Genomic DNA, 20,061 nt, shown 5'->3' with positions numbered 1-20,061 from the left:
CATGCACAAACACGGACATGCCGACGAACCAGCATGACAATGAGGAAAAATATGCATAGCTCTCACTCAACTCATCTAACTCAACTAAAAATCACATGCAGCGCTCGCTACATGTGATCATGGTATATGCCAAACCGTCTCACGTCAACCGTCATTCGCCTAGGACCACTCTGCTTTATGATGACAAAGTGTTAGTCGGTGGCTAAATCGGGTCGCAGTTGTACGGCTTCTCCCAAATAAGCGTGGACCAATTCATCCTGGCGCTTATCCGTATTTAAGTGAATGAGGATACGGATGCTCCGCGCCAGTGCGCCCGGAACACCAATTTCTCGGGCGCACATCAGTGGCACCCACTGCCACCCCGGCAAACTCCTGACAGCCTTTGCTGGAAACGCAGCGGACAAATCCGGTGTCATGGTCAATAGAACACTCGCGACGTCGTCCACGTCAATGTCGTTTAAACGCACGACTTCTTCCATCAACTCTTTTGTTGCCTCGAAGATATTCTCACTCGTGTCAGCGGGCACAGTGGTTGCTCCGCGCACTCCCCGAACTTTCATGGTCAAGCCTCCCTTGTATATTAAGAGCAGCTACCGATTTGGTTTACATAAAACCAGATTAAATAGTTACTCTTATAAATTTCTGTTCCTTGAAAATTAGTAGGTGGAGGATGTAGCCCAAGCGTAAGCGCGGGAGCCGTAAGGAGTCCATCCACCGTGACCATCAACTCAAAACACAGACTGTTTGCGACCTTGGGCTGACCTTGGGACAATAGCCTTAGGTGTTTACCAAGGGAATGTTCCAATGCCCCCCGTTGCCCCTTATTTAAGGGTGTCTTCCGAATTGAGAGTGTTCCCCTGGCCCCATGGAATAGACCTACACGCTGACTGTTTCCCGGTCAGTCATCCCTCCTGCCAGCAGAGGGAGGCTCGTGCACCGATGACGCCCGGTGTATTCCAATAGCTCGCAAGGCTGTCGTTCATGGGTTTCCCAGGGTCATCCCAAGGCCGTAGACATCTGCATCCCAGCCGAAGGAGGTGATACCATGCCCTCTCCGTTATTTGTCGGAATTGATGTAAGCAGCGAAGCCAACGTGGTTTGCTGTTTGACGCGGGACGATGAGAAACGACCAGTGAGTCGATTCACTGTTACCAACAATCGTCCCGGTATTTTAGAGTTTCAGGAGCGCATCACCAAGCTGGCGAAACAGCTCCAGTCTGAAGAGATTCTTTTCGGCCTCGAACATACGGGCTGTTTCTCAACTCATGCCGCCATGTATCTGCAACGTCACTTGGACTTCGGCGTTCCGCGTAAGGTGTACGTCTTTAATCCCAGCCTCATCCGGGAGTTTAAGAAGTCTCATTTCCTGAGCGCCCCCAAGAACGACAGAGTGGATGCCTGGTTCATCGCAGCCAAGCTTCGGACAGGCCTTCTCCCGCATCCGTTTACGTGGAGCGAACCGCTCATGGCGCTGCAACGTCTGACACGTACTCGCTATCACCTGATGCAGGACCTGACTCGGGAAAGCAATTTCCTCATGACGAACCTGTTTCTCAAGTTCAGTGACTATACCATCACTGGACCCTTTCGTAGAAACAAGCTCTCTGCCACGTCATTGGCCGTCATGGAGGAATTTGAATCCGCCGAGGAAATCGCTGAGATGTCCTTGGATCGTCTCATTGACTTCCTTGTCGAGCATGGCAAGAATCGTTTCGAAAACCCCGAGGCAGTCGCTCAGGCCTTGCAGAAGGCCGCTCGCTCCTCGTACCGGTTGCCGCAGTCGATGTCGGACTCGGTGAATCTCGCGATGGCGTCCAGCATTCGCATGATTCGCACGGCACAAGAGCAGCTTAAGGCGCTGCGTAAGGCATCGAGGACCACTTGGCGACGATCCCGCAAACGCTCGATTCCATTCCCGGTATCGGTCCCATTTTCGCTTCTGGCATTGTGGCTGAACTGGACGTTAGCCAGTTCAAGAGTCACACGGAAGCAGCAAAGCATGCCGGGCTCGCTTGGACAGTTCACCAGTCCGGGAAGTTCACAGCAAACCGAACTCGACTCATTCATTCTGGCAACCGCTATCTCAAGTACTACATGGTTGAAGCGGCCAACAGCGTCCGGGTGCACGACCCTGTTTTTGCCGAGTACTATGCCAAGAAGAAAGCGGAGCCGAAAGAATTTGCCGAGGGACGTGCCCTTGCGCTTACAGCCCGGAAACTAATGCGGGTGGTCTTCTATCTGCTAAAGACCAACCGACTCTACACTCCGGAGGTGATCCGACAACGCGCATAACATAAACGTGATCGGTACCAGGGCCACCAGTTCCTAGCTTTACAGGAAAAATGTGAAAAGCTAGGTAGGGTGGGCTTAGTTGAGTGTTGCTAAATTCGGCACCACCTCCAAAAAAGCAGCGACTCTAAAGATATTATGTTAACTTATGGCCTTGACATCGTACCGCTGCTCTCAGCGATTGAACGTATACCGCTTCTACTTCCTCAGGTCGAACATCGCTTACAACTCGCACGTCGCCGATCGCGACAGGTAGGGCAAACGTCCAAAGTGCGCTCCCGTGTTTCTTATCGACGTCGATAAGTCCTCGCAGTTCGGAAAATTCGTCGGCCGGCGTGCGAACGGGTAAACCGTGCGCCTCAAGTACAGAAACAATCCGAAGAGCATCTGCTTGAGCCAATAGATTTCTCGCTTGCGCTAGCTTTGTTTCGAGGACCATACCAATGGAAATGGCTTCGCCGTGTCCCAACTGGTAGTGTGATCGCTGTTCGATTGCGTGCCCAATGGTGTGCCCCACATTCAGAACCTGTCGTCGACCCGATTCTCGTTCGTCCGCTTGAACGACGTCCACTTTCACTTGGATGGCTGCGGCAAGAATTGGCTCGAGTGTATCGGGTAGAGGACACTCCGTCAACGGTTTCGCTTCTAAATTCGCAAATAATTCCGGATTTGCAATAATCCCGTGTTTAATCACTTCCGCCATCCCGTTTGTCCATTGACGAACAGGCAGATAGCGAAGGGCAGACAAGTCATACAAAACGGCGCGCGGCGGATAGAAAGCACCCACCAAGTTTTTCCCTTCGGGCAAATTAATGCCGACTTTACCGCCGATGCTGCTATCGTGCGCCAATAATGTCGTTGGCGCTTGCACAAATGCGATTCCACGCAAATAGGTGGCCGCTACGAACCCAGCCAAGTCACCAACGACTCCGCCGCCTAGCGCGACGACGAGATCGCTCCGGCGCATCCCGAACTTTAACAAACCCCGGTACAAATCTATGGCCATATCCATCGACTTGCTACTGTCACCCGCCGGAACCGTGAGTGTCTGGGTAACGAATCCGGCTTCGTCCAAGGATGTGAGTACGGTATCGGCAAACGGAAGAGATGCTACAGTATCATCCGTGATGATGGTCACTTTGGTGCCCCGGCGGAACCCCAGTTCCAGCACCAGCGAACCAGCTTGCGTGAAGACGTCCGCCCCGAGCATGATGGGATACGTGCCCGCGGCGCTTCGGACTTCGATACGTCTCATCGTCTGCTCACCCGCTTGATGTACTGGTCATAGTTATCCTTCATTTGCTCTAATGAGTCTCCGCCAAGCTTTTCCGTCAACGCGTCGGCGATAACCCATGCCACTACATTTTCTCCCACGACAGACGCGGCTGGCAGGGCGCAGTAGTCGGAACGTTCAATTTCAGCGAGTTCTGTTTCCTTCGTCTTCATGTTCACACTTGGCAACGGTTTGTAGAGTGTGGAAATAGGCTTCATAGCTACGCGAATGACGACATCTTCCCCGTTTGTCACGCCGCCTTCGAGACCACCAGCCCCGTTCGACGAACGCAGGTATCGTGAGCCGTTGTGCGCAATTGGATCGTGGACTTTCGAGCCAAAGCGTCGTGCAGCCTCAAATCCGAGGCCAATCTCCACGCCCTTAATGGCTTGGACGCTCATGAGCGCACCAGCGAGACGACCATCCAATTTCCGATCCGGCATGGCATAGCTACCGAGCCCAATGGGGCACCCACGTACGATGACTTCAAAGATGCCGCCAACCGTATCGCCGTTTTTCTTCGCCTCGTCGATACGCGCAATCATCTGTGCTTCCGCTTCCTTGTCAGCACAACGGACTTCCGATGCATCTGCAGCTTCGATCAGGGCGTCGAGATCATCTGGCAAGTCTTTCGCTACAACGTCGCAAAGCTCAACCACATGAGCCGTGACTTGGATGCCGAACTGCCCCAGGAGCTGTCTTGCCAGCGCACCAGCTGCTACGATTGTCGCCGTGTTTCTGGCACTGGCCCGTTCGAGCACGTTGCGGATGTCTTCGTGGTCATATTTGATGGCACCGGCGAGATCGGCATGACCTGGTCGTGGACGGTAAATTTCCTTCAAGTCATCTGGCTTGTCTCCGAAGACAGACATCCGTTCCGTCCAATTCTTGAAGTCTCGGTTCGCCACATTCATCGTGATTGGCGTACCGAGTGTCTTGCCAAAACGAATGCCGCTCGTAACCTCAACCGTATCGGTTTCAATTCGCTGCCGGAACCCGCGTCCGTACCCCATTTGACGACGACGAAGCTGGTCGTCAATAACGTCTTTGGAGACGGGGAGATTGCTCGGGAAGCCGTCTATGATAATACTCAGACCTGGGCCGTGCGATTCCCCTGCTGACAAATACCGAATCAAAAGAAGCCCCTCCTAAATCAAATCCTAGATAAAAAACAGATAAAGCCGATTGAATAGCCCGTATTATATCACAGCACACCACTCGAGGCGGTGTGCTGCCGGATCATTTCATTACGCCTGTTTGAATGTTTTTGCCGCCGCAACTGTCAACTGCAGGACTTGTTCAACATCTTGCAAATCGACGACCGTTTGTGTCGAACCAACATAGCGTGCTGGATACGAAACGCCGCCGATACGAATTCCATCGACAGACAACTGAACAGACCCAACATCCGACTGCCCACCTGGCCAAACCTCATATTGAACGGTCAGGTTTGCTTTTTTAGCCGTCTCAATCAAGTGGTCCTTCACATCGATGGGGACAATTGCAGTCCCATCCATAATCTTCACAGCCGGCCCACCGCCCAGCTTCAGTGACGTGCGTTTCCCGTCGGGTACGTCGCTTGCCGGTGCAGCGTCGATAATGAGAGCGAGATCAGGCGCAATCTGATAAGCAGCCGTGCGAGCCCCACGTGCACCGACGACGCTTTGAGCTGTAAAGACGAGGGTAACGTTTCGGTTCGCCGCCGCTAATTCCCGAAATGCTTGGATGGCTACAGCACAACCAACCCGATTGTCCAAAGCGCGGCCGACCAGTTTCCGTTCACCTAGCTCCGTCACATCGTTGACTACGACGCCCGCAAGACCTATGTAAACGCGGCCGAGTGCGTCTTCCTTCGATGTCGCCCCGATATCGACGAACAGGTGGTCATATGTAGCGTCCGCGACTTTGACTTTCTCCTCCAGCTCAATTGATCCCCTTACGCCATTTGTGAACGCGACTTGACGATGCAAAAGATGCTTCGGATCCAAGTTTCCCACAGCGATGAGACGGAGAAAGCCCTCATCATCAATATCGACAACCATGACGCCCGGCTCGTCCGCGTGTGCCGCGAGCATAATATGTGGCCCCTCACCGTTTTTGCGAGCGATCCCGTTGCCAAGCGTATCGACGTGAACGTTGTCCGCAACGTCCTGTACTTCCGCCAACAGCTGAGATTGAAATGCGCGTTCCGATCCAGATGGCGCGATTTCCTTTGCGAGTTTAAGAATCAACTCCTTCATGCCGTAAAACCTCCTCGTCCAATTTCCTGTAGAATCGCCTGCAAGAGACGCAGTGAGTTTTCATAGTCGTCCAGAGATGCGATTTGCGCTGGCGCGTGAATGTAACGTACTGGCACGGAAATTGCACCGCCGATTACCCCCGCGCGCACTTTGTGAATGACACCAAAATCGTTACTCCCACCCTTGACTCGGCGAAGTTGGCAGGGAATACCGTTCTTTTTTGCTACTTCCATCATGAACTCGAGAAAGCGTCTGTCAGCCACAGTCTGACCATCCTGAATGGTCAGTGCAGGCCCTTGACCCATGACAGTTGATTGGCCATGTGACGCAGCCCCTACGACGTCGAAACAAACGGTGCCTTCCAGAGCAATGGCAATGTCGGGATTGATCCCGTAAGCAGCCGCCTGGGCACCGCGTAGTCCGATCTCCTCCTGCACCGTGAAGGCACCAATGAGGGGCATGGAGTACGTGTCTTTGAGGGCTTCGATGAGCAGAGAACAACCAATACGATCGTCGAATGACTTGCCCTTGACGGCCCGCTCACCAATTTCGCCAAACCGCGTGGCAAAAATGGCTACATCGCCAGGCTTGACCATCTTTTTCGCATCCTCCGCGTCTTTTGCCCCGATATCAATATACAGGTGGTCCATTGGTAACGGTTTGCGGCGTTCCTCTGACTCCTGCAGGTGAATTGGTTTCGCCCCGATCACGCCCGGAATGCGGTTCTCGCCAATGAAGACAGGTTTGGACACAAGAACCCGTGGATCGATCCCGCCAAGGGCACGGAACTTCAATAACCCGCCATCCTTACCCCCATCACAAACCTCTACAATCATTAGACCGACTTCATCCATGTGGGCGTCAAGCATGACCCGTGGCCCAGGCTTCTGCTCGCCCTTCACCGTGATCAAGTTGCCGAGCACGTCGGTTCGGACACCGTCCACAAGCGGTGTCACTTCGGCTCGAATCAGGTCCCGAATTTCATCCTCAAAGCCCGACGGACCCATGGCTTCGGACAGTTTCTTTAGTAGCATGACAATCCCTCCACTGTGTCCCCACCGACGTCGGCGATATAGTGGGCCAAAAGCCGTGCACAGGCGACAATATCACGGTATGAGCCCGTCTCGACGGACGTGTGCATGTAGCGAATGGGGATGCCAACGAGTGCGGAAGCGATGCCCGCGCGAGCGATCTGGAACGCTCGTGCGTCCGCACCGACGGGTCCCTGAGACAGCTCAATTTGATACGCAATGCCTTCTCGTTCCGCAACGGAGGTAAGATGCCGGAATACTTTCATGTGTAGATTTGGCCCAAACGAAATGGCGGGGCCACCCCCGAGGACAAATCCTTCGTCAGACGCTTGTCCCGGAAACGCTCCAAACGTCACGTCAATGGCGACAGCGATGTCCGGGTTCAAGCCATAGGCGACGGTCGCCGCACCGCGAACCCCAACTTCTTCCTGCACACTGGCAACGGCGTATACATCGGCAACATGCCGCAGGCCCTTTAATACCTCTAGTGTCTCTAAGATGATGGCAACGCTGGTCCGATTATCTAGAGACTTGCCCGCAATGCGATCGTTCTGCAGATCATAGACATCTCGCGACAAGGTGACTCTGTCGCCAACGTCAACTCGTTCCCGAACATGGTCTTCGCTTGTGGCGAGATCGATAAATAAGTCTTCGAGTGGGGCTGCTTTCCCCCGCTCTTCGGGAGCGGTCAGATGCGGTGGTTTCGATCCGACAATGCCAAGCAACCGTCCGCTTTTTGTATGTACGAATACCTCCTGCCCAACAAGCGTTCGTGGGTCGAATCCGCCAGCCTGGGCAACGCGCAAAAATCCGCCTTTTTCAATGTGTGTCACGACAAGGGCGATCTCATCCATATGCGCGGATAAGAGGATGCGTGGTCGCCGCCCTTCTCCCTCTCCTTTGATGACCCCAACGAGATTACCTAGGGTATCCACCTGAATATCGTCGGTATATGCTCGAAAAGCCTGTTCAATTCGAGCTCGGACGTCATGCTCGAAACCAGGTCCACCGTGAAGAGTCACAAGTTCCTTTAGCGTATCAAGATGTTTAAAACCGGTCATGACAACACTCCTTTCGACCGTCATAAAGACAAAAGTCTCCTTGTAGTTTACCAAAAACAGAAACGGATGCGGATTCCATTCAGCTGGAGGCCCGTTCGGTCAATTCGCGGAGACGAACTGCCCCACCAAAAAGTGACCAAAGTTCCTCCAATTCAGTTGTCGGAGGCGCATATACATCGTGCTCAACGTGATTGGTGGGAATTTTCCACCGTAAGCGGTACGCGTGGAGTGCTTGATGCGGTAGTACACGTTCATAATAGCGAGCTTCATCGGTAGGTGGTTCGCCACTGAAGGCATATGTATAGTCCCTGTCCCCAACCAATGGCATTCCACGAGATGCCATTTGTAGCCTAATTTGGTGTGTGCGCCCGGTCTCCAACTGAAATACACAAACGTGGAGATTGCCAATCGAGGCAATTGCTTGAACATGTGTGACGGCCATTTGTCCAGTGTTCTCATCCCCAATCACTCGGCGGGATGGCTTGTTTGGGTCTTGCGCAATGTAATCTTCAAGCGTCCGCTTCTCCCGAGGTACCAGCGTGTCGTCCGCTATGTAAACGAGCGCTACGTAATGGCGGTGAACTAAATTCGATCTCAACGCCATATCCAGTAAGTGATGGGCATGAGCGTGTTTCGCGTACAGAATGGCACCAGACGTATATTTGTCCAGCCGGTGAACGGAATGCGGCACCAGTCCTTGTGGAGACAAGTACGCGGCAACGCCTGCAAGAAGGGACCCCGTCCGTTCACGTGCAGATGGATGGGTGAGAATTCCCGCAGGTTTGTTAACAACGAGAACGTCATTGTCCTCATAGCAAATATCGAGTGTCATGGCCTCAGGTTCTACATTCGATACCTCTTCCGGAAATTCTACCGTGATTTCATCTCCAGCTTGTACGACTGCGGATAACATAACCCTTTGGCCATTCCGTTTAATTCCGTCAACGCCAATTGACCGACGTATCAACCGACGAGACATCCCGTGTTGGTTGGCAAGCAGCGTCGACAATTTTCGCCCGGCTTCCTTTTCAGTTACGGTAAATTTGTACATCGAATTGGCACCTCCGGTGGCTGCCCTTCATTATGCAGGGCTGCGCCTGTTTGTGCCAGTGTCAGAACAAATGATTTGTGCCAATTAAGAGATACAAAAGTCCAATGACGACCAAACCTCCGAGTATTGCCGTGTACAATAGCTTGTCAAGTGTCCGCATTTATCTCACCTTCCGCCTGTAGTTTTTGCGAAACGGGTACTGGTAATTCTCATCGTACCAAACCGTGGCTTCTCACTCGCTTTCTTTGCCAGTCATGATCCTGTACCTCCACGGGTACGTTAGCTCTGGAGGCGATATCGATGGGAAACAGCAACACGTTTAACTATCCAAAGGCAAATCGACGAAGCACAAGCTCCCAAGCTGGTCACAGCAGCCAAGTTGAGAAACCGAAGAAATCGTGTCACCAGCCGCCCTCCTTCCAACCAGACGCAAAGTGATCAAAGACAGGCGGCCACGTTTAAGGGCCGCCTGTCTTTCTGAGACTTCCATATGTAATCCTTTGTCACCGTGCCAATACGCAAGGCATGTTACCGGGGCAACGAATGATGAAACGACCATGTCCTTCTTGAGACAAAATATATATTTAAACCTCCGTCTAGAGCATTGTGCCCTAGACGGAGGGGATTCTTATCCCCTCGTCGCTTCCTAGGGCAGTGTATGATACGTTTGCCAAAAGTGTTATCGGTCAAATATTGATATTGTGGCCTGAATTGAACTGGACGAACAAGCACGAAGGCCAGGAAAGGTGTTCTGTATGAGCCATTACGACTTTCGAATTTTGGGTAAAGAGCATGCCGCGTATCCAAATCAGTTGGATTGTACACACAACTGTACATATATCATTCAATTGTTAAACCCCGCCACAGGTGAAATTGAACTGGAACTCTGTCCGTTGTCAGCAGAGCAATTCGTTGGCGTGCTCCTGGAAGTAATCGAGTCATGTCATTTGTCCGCATAAAAAATCCGCCCTCATTTGGGCGGATTTTTTAGGGTCACCTGTGCATTCCCTTAGACTATGAGCGATTTTTGAACTGCACAGCTGCCCAGATTGCCAAAATTAAAACAATGACACCGAAAATGATACTGTTCCACAGCGCACCGGCTTGGCTTGCGTAATTATAGATCCACGGCGAGATGATGAGCCAGATTCCAATAAGACCGGTCAACCACAGTTGCCACATGGTTCGCTTCGCTTCCTTTCGCGTGCTTGACGATACATCCGTTGCACAGGCGACCCACAATGACATTCTATGTCCGACCAACCGACCGTATGTTTGGACGAGCATCTATTCCTTGAAACGGAGGCATGTTTCCCTCTTTCCACGCGTACATCTTCTATAGACAAGCTCTCGAAAGGAAGATGTGTGTGATTAGGCAGGTTCGGACAGGCCTCTCTCTTGTACTCGCATTCGTCTTAGCAGTCGTTGCCTTTACGTATTTCCTAGGTGGCTCGTTGTGGACCAGCCGAAGCGCTTCATCCCGTCAAGAAGCGAGTTCTCGAATGACTGACAGTGAGATGGACACGCATGTAGTCACAAGCGAGACGGGAACGAACACCGGATCGGGAACAAATTCCGGGACACATGATGAAACGCCTATCTTTCCCGACTATATCCATACGCATTCACTCTCCCATCAACATCGTTCGGTACCTGTCTCACCTAAACTTGTCATTCACGTACAATCAGGTGATTGTTTGTGGTCCATAGCCAAATCGCATGGAACAACCGTTGCTGCATTAGAAGCGGACAATCATCTAACAACGGATCTCTTGCAAATTGGACAAGCGCTGCGAATTCCGAAAAAATTAGTGATGACAAGTGGATCGTCGACAACAAGCCAAAGTAGTCTCATATACACGGTAGCTCAAGGTGATAGCTTATGGGGTATTTCCGTTGCTTACGGGGTACCCATCGACAAGTTACGTGCCGACAACGGCCTGAGTATGAATAGCAACCTGTATGCTGGTCAGAAACTGACGATTCACGCGCGACAGGCTACATATCACCCTACTGAGGCAAGTAAAAAATTGATATCTAACGCCCCGAAATCGTTAATTCCCGTCTACCAAGCATCCGGAAAGCGATATGGAATTCCTTGGACTGTGCTGGCTGCCATTCATAAAGAAGAAACGGATTTCGACACGAAAGGTTTCGACGTGAGCTTTGCAGGAGCTATCGGCCCCATGCAATTTATGCCCGAGACATTTCGGATCTACGCAGTTCCTGCACCGGGACACAAGTACCCCAATATTCACAATGTGCAAGACGCCATCTATACGGCTGCGCATATGCTGAAAGAAAAAGGGTTTAACAGGGATCCATATCACGCTATCTATGATTACAACCACTCTGTCTCGTATGTGTCTGACATTTTCCACATGTCAGCTGTGTAACTCGTTGGTTACAGAACCGACCGTTGAATCAACGTCGACAGGACTTTGTCCATTGCTTTCGGCAACTCGTTTATGCCGGGGACAACGAGACAACCGGGGCCGTACATCTGTTTCATGGCCTCAACCAGACGCGTATCGTTGTTTTCAATTAAGCACAAGTGCATAACGTGCACGCCTTGACTGACAAGCGTGCGGACTGCGTTTTTCGTGTCTAAGACGGCGTCGCGGTAATCCTGGGCCGCTGGCTCCCCGTCCGACAGCACAATCATCCACTTCTCCCGTTCTGGACGAGCAAGCAGTAATTTGCCCACTTCACGTATGGCAAACCCGTCGCGATTATCCAATTGCGGCTCCAACTCGTCAATGTGTCCAGCAACATCCGAGCGCGCGCCGTCGCTCCACGATATGGCGTGCAATAAGTGGGTCACAGGTATACCGGTTTGAGCCACAGACGTGGTCAGGGTATCTTCCCAAAATCCACATACGTCATGGGCAATTTGGAGGCGTCGGCACGTCGCGTGCAACAAATAAATGAGCGGTTTTAGTGCTTCCAGCTTGTCGTACATCGACCCCGAACAATCGACAAGTACTTGTACCGCTACGTCGAATGTATTGTCTCGCGCAGCCTTGTGGTAGAACAAGTGAGGATGAGGATCCGTCAGGAGCCGAGTCAATCGCTTATCCAGTCGTCCGTATCGCGCGTTATGCTGGCGTGCCTGCATTTTGTGCAAGAGAACTCGGTCAAACAACTTGACCAGTTTTCTTTGACTTGCATCTGTTTCTGCGTGCCAGTGCCCGACTTTCTCCCGTGCTTCCCACGTGACGGGTTTTCTGTCCACAGTCTTCAGTCTCACTGAATCTGGCGCGTTTAGACCCTTCTCTCCACCCAATACAACCGATGTTTCCCGATCCGCTTCCCCAGAATCGTCGTGTCTACCTGCGTCGCTATGACCTCTGCGCGTCTCCACTGACGTTGGACGATCACTGCCCATGCGAGCACGCGTATCACTTGAAGGACTGGATTCGTCATCATTCGTCTCCATAGAAAAAGCACCCGGTGCACGACTGTTCTGCTCCTGTGTCCACACTTCGATTTCTTCCCTCTGAGCTGCGTCAGCCTTGAAACTATCACGCAGATCTTTTGACTTACGAGCAGCAGATTCGCTGTCACCGCCATCAACATGCTCTTGGTCTCTCAGTCGCAGGTGGCCAACGTCAAAAGCGAATAGACTATTTGTTGCATCCGCGTCGAGTAGATGGAGACATTCAATTCGTTCCATTAACTCTACGGATGCATCTACGACAGCCGTCGTATCCTTGGCGATGCATACCCGACGGCAAAACAAGGAGATCGCTTCGTTTAGTGAAACCGACAGCGGATCGTTCCGGAACTTCCCGAGTTCGGAATCCGCTTCCCCAAACGGGATGATCGCTCTGTAAACATCTGCAAAAACGATATCAGCTGCTTTTTGTGCTTGTAAACGACTGCGGCGGTTTTGATGCAAATGGTTTGCATACAAAATGGCACGGGCACGAAGCGATTCTTTAGTCCCTGGCCTAGAATGGACAATCCGATTGACGAGCCGACTGTCTTCAGCTGCACACACAATCTGTGTGAACAATTTCGGGAATTTCGATCCCTCTGCTGCATTCAACGCCAACATAATTTTGTCCCAATCTGTCCACAAGCGGTTCCCAATGACGCGAAGATAGACATCCGCTTTTTGCGCCAACAAGCGCTGTTTGATAGGCAGTGCCTCCCAAAACGTGGAGATGGTCACTTCGTTCGTCACTGGCTTAAAAACAGAGTGCAAAGCATAAGAGACCTGAAGCCCTTCCGTACCGCTAAGGGCCACTGCTAAATCAGCCAATTGGGTTTCGGCCCACCACGTTTCATAAGGATCGTCAAATCGAAATGTCTGCATGGCTCAGGCACCAGCCGTCCAACCGGCGAAATAACTCTCGGCGAGGTTCAATACAAGTTGTTGTTCTCGCTCGTCTTCCAGTTTTGATGCGATGGCTCGTGCTGCGGCGCGAAGTGGTGGGATATAGGCAGCAAAATCACAAGCATCTAACAGGGCACGAATGGAAGCAGCTTCGTCACTCAGCTCGCCGAGTTTGGTTGCTCGGACGAGATCTCCAGACAGCTGTACAAACAAATCAATGAGTTCACGGTTCTGCAGCCGACTACGCGACTGGATCAACAGAGCAAGGGGTTCGCCCGTGAGATAAGGAACGTCAACAATCACGAATCTGTTTTTCAGGGCCTCGTTCATGGGAAGCGTTCCGACGTACCCCTCATTGATGGCAGCTATCACCCGAAATTTATCATGTGCCACGATGGTTTCGGCGGTGAACGGGTTCATCAGTTGGCGCCGATAGTCGAGGACGCTGTTTATAATCGGCAGCGTTTCAGGTCGGGCCATGTTGATTTCATCAATGTATAGTAGATGCCCTTCCCGCATGGCGCGAACCACGGGGCCTTCGACGTAACTAACCACGGTCTGGCCGTTTTCCGCAGTGAGCGTTTTGAATCCGAGGAGTGATTCGGCGTCGAGATCGACAGAGCAATTAATTGACTCCATGGGCAACCGAAATTTTTCTGCTAATGACTGTGCCAACTTGGTCTTTCCTGATCCCGTAGGCCCCCGTAACAGCAAGTTTTTTGACAAGCTTAACGCCAGGACTGCGTCGTTGAGGAGGTCTTCCTCTGCTGCCACAAAGCCTTCGTCCCTGACAGTGTCCCGATAGCTCGCGACGGTCAGGGGTGTGGCAACTTCCTGTATCTCTATGTCATTCAATGTCCATTTACCCACAATGATTCAAACTCCTTTTGAAACCTGATCTCTCACTACCGTCGCTTACAGATGAGGGAAAGTCAAGTCAAGACTAGGTCGGCACGGATACTGCACGACGTTTAACGTGAGTCAACCCTAAAGCGCCAAAAAGCGGTGTGCCAGAACAGCACCCCGCTTTTTGGTAAAAAGGATTTCGATTGGAATCAGCGACTCTTTAGCTGATCCAAACGAATAGCCCGCTTGTGGGCCGTGTGATACCATTTTCGGTTCGACCTCGTGAAATAGGCCTGTAAGGTAACGGGCCCCCATGTCCACAAGAAAAACGGAAGCGTGATTAAACCGAAATAAGCTCTCCAATTTACACGTTCGAGCAACATTGCAATGGGCATCTGAGCAAACAACAGCACGTTCACGGTAACCCAAACACTGGTTGGCATTAATTGCCACGACGATGTATCAATCGCTTGTTTCGGCATCACGTATTGCACAACGAACATAACCATTGCTGCGACAAACAAAATCATCGATCTCATCGGTTGAAAAAGGTAAATTCCTGTGTCGAACTTGGCCAAGTTCCGTTCCCTAATCCCGTCTTTGAGCAAGGGAACCATATGTTCCTTGGCACACTGAAAATGGCCTTGCTGCCAGCGTAATCGCTGACGAAATGACGCCATAAAACTCGTTGGCTTCTCATCATACACTTTCGCTTCGTGTGCCCACATGGGAATAATGCCGCGATTAACACATCGGACGCCGAATTCCAAATCCTCCGTGAGTCCAGTTGCCTTCCACCCCATCTCTTGTAATAGGGGGTAATCAATACACAGACCCGTGCCCCCAAGAGCACAGGAAATACCAAGGTTTTGGCGAGCTTTCTGCCACATTCGATTGTCAAACCAATAAGTGATGGCCAAAGACACACTTACCCATGTGTCGAACGGATTCTTCACCCCGAGATAACCTTGGATGACTTTGTTTCCGCGACATAATTTATCGTTCATGATGTTGAGAAACTCTGGGTCGACCAGATTATCAGCATCAAACATCACGATTGCGTCATAGCGCTCACCTGAAGCAACAATCTGTTGAAGAATCCATTCAATTGCGTATCCTTTACCCTGTTCCTCATTGTTTGTCCGCTCATGCACAATAGCACCGTGCATCCGACCGACATCTGCAGTGTGGTCTGTGCAGTTGTCAGCTATCAGATGAATGTCAAACAACTCGGACGGATAATGCTGTGACGTCAGACTGTCAATGAGTGGTCCAACGACACGTTCCTCGTTGTGAGCAGGGACAATTACTGCAAAGCGTTTTGTCGGGCCGTGAATGATTTTTTCTTTTTTGACCCAGAAGCCGAAAACGGACAGCGCCAATTGATATATTGCTATTGCCCCAGTGATAATCTGCATGATACTGTAAAGGCCATTTAGAACACCGTATACTAGGGACACATGTAACCCTCATCTTTCCGCGTCAGCATTTCACAGTCCGTCATCTGACAGTTGACGGACAGGTCCACCCATAATCCTCCCGAATTCCGAGTTCCTTGTCAACGTTAATTACGGCCGAAAAAGTGAAAGACGTTTAACAATCAAGATTTCTGTACCGTTCCGTCATGATTATAACGAAAACCGTGTAGATGAAGTGGAGTCAGTGGTGAAATTATGTGGAGAAGTTCTTGAATGTATGAGGAAATCGTAATGCAGTCATACCCGCTACAGTCTTGATCAAAGTCAGAGACCAAATGAATCATTCGTGTAAAGTAGCCGTGATCTTGCCACAGACATGTGTATACCCTGCTGGTAACAGTTGTTTAGGGGGACACACAGATGAATGTTGTCGAGAGACATCTACTTGTGAACAACCCCAAAACGCCGTACTACGTGTTAAAGGGCAGGCGCGGAGGGCCGACCATTCTGGTTACAGCCGGTATCCACGGAACGGAAATAGCTGGCATCATAGCGGCTACACGGCTGATTCATGCACATATTGAGAGCGGTACAATGATTGTTGTGCCCACGGTAAACATCCGGGCCTTTCAGCAAAGAAAACGCGGAACACCGGATTTAAATCGGACTTTTCCACGTCATGCCAAAGGTAGAGCACGTCATCGTATCTCACAACAGCTCCTATCTCTTGTTAGCGAGTATCGACCAAGATGGTGCATCGATCTGCACGAAGCGAATGGGTTTTATCGTCTAAATCCTAGAAAACTCGGTCAGACCATTATCGTCTACCCGAACAAATTGGCCGTTCCAACGGTCAATCGGACGATTCACGCCGTAAACCGCACCATCTCGGACCAAAAAGCGAAATTTTCAATGAGACAAGGGAAACTCCAAGGCTCGTTCCGGACATCCGTCGGACAGATGTTTGGTATTCCTGCAGTGACGGTGGAAACGTCAATGCAGCAACCTTTGAAAATCCGCGTCGGACATCAGCTCCGTATAGTCCGCGCGATATGCAGTGAGATCGGAATCACGTGGTAATCATCCATCTCAGTCGATCGCTCTTTCACCCGGTAGTATAATTATCCTTTATTTGGAACATGATATGGTTCCAATGGTGAAGGGCCGTGCATACTTCAAAAAATAACATCCATGTGGCACACGGCACCTTCACCGTTGGGACGAAGTTACGGCTCCCACACATTGCATTCGAAGAGTGGGAGCCCTTTCGTTTGTTTGCCTCCCAACAACATTTCAATCGTCTAACTTCTAGCCCAACGATGCTAAACGCTAGTCCATGGTAGGTGTCCGTCTTGGACAGATTACCCCTTGGCACATAGTGTATCTTACGACTGCTAGTAGGCGTAAATTCGGTGGGAAGAGGGGTATTACAATGTTCAGTTTGGCAGGAGGAGATTTGACGCGGTTTTTGTTTGGTATGGTCGTGCTTCTCGCGGCCGCGAATCTACTCGGGTATATTGCTGAGCGCCTTGCCATCCCCAGAGTGATAGGTGAGGTTGCAGGTGGATTGCTGCTCGGGCCAACGTGTATGGGGTTTCTATTCCCATCAGCGTTTCATTGGTTGTATCTTGGCTTTTCTTCGGAGGGGTCATTGTTCGGGCTAGTTTACCAGTTGGGCATGATTCTGTTGTTGTACAACGCAGGATTAAAGTTCCAGTCCCGTTTTGAGAAATCGGACGTCAAAACGGGGGTTGCCATCATTATCGGCTCGACCGCAATTCCGTTCGTTATCGGATGGCTCTCAACCTATCTGTTCGATCCGGCACAGTTCCTGGGACCCGCACACAGCGTGGTCGCCCTGAAGATAGTCGTCGCCATTTCCATTGCCGTGACGTCAATTCCGGTAATCTCAAAGATATTTTCCGACCTAGGGATCATGCACAGTCGATTCGCCAAGATAGTCATCGCTATCGCAGGCGTACACGATCTCATTTTATGGGTTGCGCTCGCCGTGGCATCGAGCATCGTCGCGTCTCACAACGGGATCAACTTATGGATTATTACAAAAAGCCTCATCGTCACGTTTGCCTTCCTTATTGTGTGCATCGGAGTTGTTCCTTGGATGCTCAAGCGGGTCAACACGAAACGGGCAAATTTGCTGTTCCGCGCCTCGTTTCTCGGGTACTTTCTCGTCATTTTGTTCGCCCTGTCAGATATCGCGGGCTACCTGAATGTCGACGTGATGTACGGTGCACTCATGGCAGGGATCGCGACGAAATTTGCGTTGCCAGCGAAACTGTTTAAGCGCGTCGAATCGGGTGTCAAGGAGATTTCCTTCGCTTTTTTCATCCCGCTGTATTTTGCCATTGTCGGTTTACAACTGAATTTGGCAAAAAACTTTAGTGTCGGCTTCTTCATTCTCTATCTGCTGTTCGCAACCGTGGTACAGAGCGTGGTCGTCTATCTGACGTGCCGAGTCATCAAGCGCGACAAGCTCACGAGCGTAAACTTCGCCGCGGCAATGAATGCCCGAGGAGGTCCGGGTATCGTGCTCTCTACAGTTGCGTACTCCCTGGGTATCATTAACCAAAATTTCTTTGCCATCCTCGTTATGCTCGCTTTGATGACGTCCTGGATGGCGGGAGCTTGGTTGCGTTATGTTCTGCACAAGGGCAAACCGCTGATGCCGGGCGACGAACATCTCGTCATTGAGAAGTCGCAAGAAGAGGTTCGATTGGATACCCTTTCAGCAACAGAGCTCGCTGAAACGTAAGCCCTTTCCCTACGTATACGTACGATCTGTTTACTCGGACCCGTCTGGGGTATTAGACACCTGACAAAAAAGCACCGATGGCTGTTGCATCCCCTACGCGACAGCCATCTGGTACATCTTCTGCCTATCTGCCTACAGCGTAAATCGTTTTGTCGCAGATAAGAGTCGATCCGCCATTTGCGTCAACGCGGCACTAGATGCGGCGATCTCCTCCATCGAAGCGAGCTGTTCCTCACTCGCTGCAGCGACGGTTTGCATGCCCTCGGCAGTACGCCGCGAAACGTTTTCCACATCACTGATTCGCCGTGCGAATTCAGCGATTTCCGTGCCAATGGCAGCTGCCAATTCCTTTACGTAATCCGTGTGTTCACGTGTCTTGATGACACTCTCTTCGACAACAGCAAACGATTCTTGGGTATTTTGCACCTCACGTATCCCGTGCTCAACTTCCTTCGACGACAAACCCATCCTGTCGGCTGTCGTGCCAATCTCGTGTTGGATACTGTGAACAATATCTTCAATTTGCTTCGTGGCGTCCGCTGATTGTTCGGCAAGCTTGCGAACCTCGTCTGCAACGACCGCGAAACCTCTTCCAGCCTCACCTGCCCTAGCAGCTTCAATTGACGCGTTGAGTGCCAGCAGATTTGTCTCGTCTGCAACACTGCGAATGACTTGAATGATGTTTCCTATTTGTTGAGATCGATCCCCAAGGCGCTTGACGTCCTCGGCAAGTTCCATCACGCTGGATTGAATTCGGGTCATTTGCTCGCTAGTCTTATGTACTGTTTGTTTTCCGTTATCCGACGCACTTAGTGTCCCATTACTCGTCTGGACGACGAGATCGACATTCGAAATAATGGCCTCAATTTTCGATCCGACTTCTTTGAAACTCGCCTGTACCGCTTCCGCTTGCTGAACTTGGATTTCAGACCCCTCTGTTGCCTCCTGCACGGTTCGAGTCACTTGTTCCGTTGCCTGCGTTGATTCATCTGCACTCGCCGTAAGCTCTTCAGCCGAGGCGGCCAGTTGATCACTGGCTGATTGAACGTCACGAATCATTTCCCGCAAATAGGCCGTCATGGTAACCATGGCTCGTGAAGCTTTACCGACTTCATCGTTTGAGAAGGTTGACTCATCGAGGGCCAATCGCCCTTCCGCGACCTGCTCGATGGATTGAACCAGTCGGTGCAGTGGCCGAATGACCATCCAGTGAACTGATGCCATCACGAGACTCGTCGTCACGATGATGCTGACCAGAGCATTGACATATGTACCAATATGGAACTGATGCAGTGATCCGACTCGGTTAATCGCATTCGAAACCTGCGTGGAAATTGGCGCACTGATGACAAGACTGATCAAAAGGCTGACGATAGTGACGATCATGATCTTGTTGCGAACGCTAAAACCTGCACCTCTGTTGGCTTGACGAACCACCCCGGTGGATTCGGATACAATTTCGCTGACCATGTAAGTTCTCCTCCAGTTCCGATGCAATATTGTGCGTAGCTATTCTTATGTAATGGTTCGATTTAGGGAATTCCACAAAAAGCCGCTAAATCCTTCACGAGGGGTAGATCGGAATCATCTATAAGTTATAGGGTTTCCGTACGCACAACACAAAAAGGCCGTTCCAACAAAGCAGTGGAAGCTGCTAGAGGAACAGCCTTGCGCGTATGTAATATAGTCACTACCTATTCATGGACCCAGCCATGTGGCTGATCCACCAGCCCATCT

General features: G+C 51.1%; 18 protein-coding genes and 1 pseudogene. 6 read left to right on the top strand and 13 right to left on the bottom strand.

Annotated elements, in window-relative coordinates:
• Window positions 1-191: 191 nt before the first annotated feature.
• On the bottom strand, window positions 192-560 hold the full coding sequence (gene aroH, locus NZD86_RS12410; RefSeq protein WP_268042036.1) for a chorismate mutase: 369 nt from the start codon (window positions 558-560) through the stop codon (window positions 192-194).
• A 485-nt stretch (window positions 561-1,045) separates the two neighbouring features.
• Between aroH and NZD86_RS24750 the strand changes: the two are divergent.
• Window positions 1,046-1,483: pseudogene (locus tag NZD86_RS24750) on the top strand (IS110 family transposase); the annotation flags it as partial.
• A gap of 464 nt (window positions 1,484-1,947) precedes the next feature.
• Window positions 1,948-2,292 carry a transposase gene (locus NZD86_RS24745; RefSeq protein ID WP_407655159.1) on the top strand — a complete coding sequence of 115 codons (345 nt, stop codon included), beginning with the start codon at window positions 1,948-1,950 and terminating at the stop codon, window positions 2,290-2,292.
• Between the two features lie 133 nt (window positions 2,293-2,425).
• Here NZD86_RS24745 and aroB read toward each other — a convergent pair whose 3' ends face one another.
• The 7 genes from aroB to NZD86_RS12370 all read right to left on the bottom strand — a co-directional run bounded on the left by aroB (window position 2,426) and on the right by NZD86_RS12370 (window position 9,350).
• Window positions 2,426-3,544 carry a 3-dehydroquinate synthase gene (gene aroB, locus NZD86_RS12400; RefSeq protein ID WP_268042032.1) on the bottom strand — a complete coding sequence of 373 codons (1,119 nt, stop codon included), beginning with the start codon at window positions 3,542-3,544 and terminating at the stop codon, window positions 2,426-2,428.
• Window positions 3,541-4,698: a chorismate synthase gene (gene aroC / locus NZD86_RS12395; protein WP_326492561.1), complete on the bottom strand. Its 1,158-nt coding sequence runs from the start codon at window positions 4,696-4,698 to the stop codon at window positions 3,541-3,543. The genes aroB and aroC overlap by 4 nt, the downstream gene beginning before the upstream one ends.
• 111 nt (window positions 4,699-4,809) lie before the next feature.
• The gene (locus NZD86_RS12390; protein WP_268042030.1) at window positions 4,810-5,802 is read right to left on the bottom strand and encodes a zinc-binding metallopeptidase family protein; all 993 of its coding nucleotides are present in this window, start codon (window positions 5,800-5,802) and stop codon (window positions 4,810-4,812) included.
• Complete coding sequence (locus tag NZD86_RS12385) at window positions 5,799-6,836, bottom strand: M42 family metallopeptidase (protein ID WP_268042028.1); 1,038 nt, start codon at window positions 6,834-6,836, stop codon at window positions 5,799-5,801. The genes NZD86_RS12390 and NZD86_RS12385 overlap by 4 nt, the downstream gene beginning before the upstream one ends.
• On the bottom strand, window positions 6,827-7,918 hold the full coding sequence (locus NZD86_RS12380; RefSeq protein ID WP_268042026.1) for a M42 family metallopeptidase: 1,092 nt from the start codon (window positions 7,916-7,918) through the stop codon (window positions 6,827-6,829). The genes NZD86_RS12385 and NZD86_RS12380 overlap by 10 nt, the downstream gene beginning before the upstream one ends.
• 55 nt (window positions 7,919-7,973) lie before the next feature.
• Window positions 7,974-8,945 carry an RluA family pseudouridine synthase gene (locus NZD86_RS12375; protein WP_268042024.1) on the bottom strand — a complete coding sequence of 324 codons (972 nt, stop codon included), beginning with the start codon at window positions 8,943-8,945 and terminating at the stop codon, window positions 7,974-7,976.
• A gap of 279 nt (window positions 8,946-9,224) precedes the next feature.
• Window positions 9,225-9,350, bottom strand: a complete 126-nt coding sequence (locus tag NZD86_RS12370; protein ID WP_268042022.1) for a hypothetical protein — start codon at window positions 9,348-9,350, stop codon at window positions 9,225-9,227.
• Between the two features lie 350 nt (window positions 9,351-9,700).
• Here NZD86_RS12370 and NZD86_RS12365 point away from each other — a divergent pair, with 350 nt between their 5' ends.
• On the top strand, window positions 9,701-9,904 hold the full coding sequence (locus NZD86_RS12365) for a hypothetical protein (protein ID WP_268042020.1): 204 nt from the start codon (window positions 9,701-9,703) through the stop codon (window positions 9,902-9,904).
• A gap of 55 nt (window positions 9,905-9,959) precedes the next feature.
• On the opposite strand, the gene NZD86_RS12360 is transcribed toward NZD86_RS12365, so the two are convergent.
• Complete coding sequence (locus NZD86_RS12360; protein WP_268042018.1) at window positions 9,960-10,232, bottom strand: SPW repeat protein; 273 nt, start codon at window positions 10,230-10,232, stop codon at window positions 9,960-9,962.
• A gap of 80 nt (window positions 10,233-10,312) precedes the next feature.
• On the opposite strand from NZD86_RS12360, the gene NZD86_RS12355 reads away from it, so the two are divergent.
• Window positions 10,313-11,341 carry a LysM peptidoglycan-binding domain-containing protein gene (locus tag NZD86_RS12355; RefSeq protein WP_268042016.1) on the top strand — a complete coding sequence of 343 codons (1,029 nt, stop codon included), beginning with the start codon at window positions 10,313-10,315 and terminating at the stop codon, window positions 11,339-11,341.
• Window positions 11,342-11,349: 8 nt separating this feature from the next.
• Here the strand turns inward: NZD86_RS12355 and NZD86_RS12350 are convergent, their stop codons facing one another.
• The 3 genes from NZD86_RS12350 to NZD86_RS12340 form a co-directional block, all read right to left on the bottom strand.
• A complete protein-coding gene (locus NZD86_RS12350) occupies window positions 11,350-13,266 on the bottom strand; it encodes a cobaltochelatase CobT-related protein (RefSeq protein WP_268042014.1) in 1,917 nt (638 codons plus the stop codon).
• Between the two features lie 3 nt (window positions 13,267-13,269).
• Window positions 13,270-14,106: an ATP-binding protein gene (locus NZD86_RS12345; protein WP_407655256.1), complete on the bottom strand. Its 837-nt coding sequence runs from the start codon at window positions 14,104-14,106 to the stop codon at window positions 13,270-13,272.
• A 236-nt stretch (window positions 14,107-14,342) separates the two neighbouring features.
• Entirely contained in the window at window positions 14,343-15,593 is a 1,251-nt protein-coding gene (locus NZD86_RS12340) for a glycosyltransferase family 2 protein (protein ID WP_268042012.1), read from the bottom strand.
• Between the two features lie 378 nt (window positions 15,594-15,971).
• Between NZD86_RS12340 and NZD86_RS12335 the strand changes: the two genes are divergently transcribed.
• Together NZD86_RS12335 and NZD86_RS12330 are read left to right on the top strand one after the other, a co-directional pair.
• On the top strand, window positions 15,972-16,631 hold the full coding sequence (locus NZD86_RS12335) for a M99 family carboxypeptidase catalytic domain-containing protein (RefSeq protein WP_268042010.1): 660 nt from the start codon (window positions 15,972-15,974) through the stop codon (window positions 16,629-16,631).
• Between the two features lie 352 nt (window positions 16,632-16,983).
• The gene (locus NZD86_RS12330) at window positions 16,984-18,324 is read left to right on the top strand and encodes a cation:proton antiporter (RefSeq protein ID WP_268042008.1); all 1,341 of its coding nucleotides are present in this window, start codon (window positions 16,984-16,986) and stop codon (window positions 18,322-18,324) included.
• Between the two features lie 132 nt (window positions 18,325-18,456).
• Here NZD86_RS12330 and NZD86_RS12325 read toward each other — a convergent pair whose 3' ends face one another.
• Window positions 18,457-19,794, bottom strand: coding sequence for a methyl-accepting chemotaxis protein (locus NZD86_RS12325; protein WP_268042006.1), 1,338 nt, complete (start codon window positions 19,792-19,794; stop codon window positions 18,457-18,459).
• Window positions 19,795-20,061 lie beyond the last annotated feature (267 nt).

It is taken from the genome of Alicyclobacillus dauci (assembly GCF_026651605.1).
GTDB classification, from domain to species: domain Bacteria; phylum Bacillota; class Bacilli; order Alicyclobacillales; family Alicyclobacillaceae; genus Alicyclobacillus; species Alicyclobacillus dauci.
Note: the sequence above shows the minus strand (reverse complement) of the source record. Positions and strands in the feature narration are given on the sequence as shown.

Coding starts and splice junctions, on each gene's coding strand:
- NZD86_RS12330 (WP_268042008.1), top strand. CDS start 16,984: ATGTTCAGTTTGGCAGGAGGAGATTTGACGCGGTTTTTGTTTGGTATG.
- NZD86_RS12380 (WP_268042026.1), bottom strand. CDS start 7,918: ATGACGGTCGAAAGGAGTGTTGTCATGACCGGTTTTAAACATCTTGAT.
- NZD86_RS12385 (WP_268042028.1), bottom strand. CDS start 6,836: ATGCTACTAAAGAAACTGTCCGAAGCCATGGGTCCGTCGGGCTTTGAG.
- NZD86_RS12360 (WP_268042018.1), bottom strand. CDS start 10,232: ATGCTCGTCCAAACATACGGTCGGTTGGTCGGACATAGAATGTCATTG.
- NZD86_RS12335 (WP_268042010.1), top strand. CDS start 15,972: ATGAATGTTGTCGAGAGACATCTACTTGTGAACAACCCCAAAACGCCG.
- NZD86_RS12365 (WP_268042020.1), top strand. CDS start 9,701: ATGAGCCATTACGACTTTCGAATTTTGGGTAAAGAGCATGCCGCGTAT.
- NZD86_RS12375 (WP_268042024.1), bottom strand. CDS start 8,945: ATGTACAAATTTACCGTAACTGAAAAGGAAGCCGGGCGAAAATTGTCG.
- NZD86_RS12390 (WP_268042030.1), bottom strand. CDS start 5,802: ATGAAGGAGTTGATTCTTAAACTCGCAAAGGAAATCGCGCCATCTGGA.
- aroH (WP_268042036.1), bottom strand. CDS start 560: ATGAAAGTTCGGGGAGTGCGCGGAGCAACCACTGTGCCCGCTGACACG.
- aroB (WP_268042032.1), bottom strand. CDS start 3,544: ATGAGACGTATCGAAGTCCGAAGCGCCGCGGGCACGTATCCCATCATG.
- NZD86_RS12325 (WP_268042006.1), bottom strand. CDS start 19,794: ATGGTCAGCGAAATTGTATCCGAATCCACCGGGGTGGTTCGTCAAGCC.
- NZD86_RS12350 (WP_268042014.1), bottom strand. CDS start 13,266: ATGCAGACATTTCGATTTGACGATCCTTATGAAACGTGGTGGGCCGAA.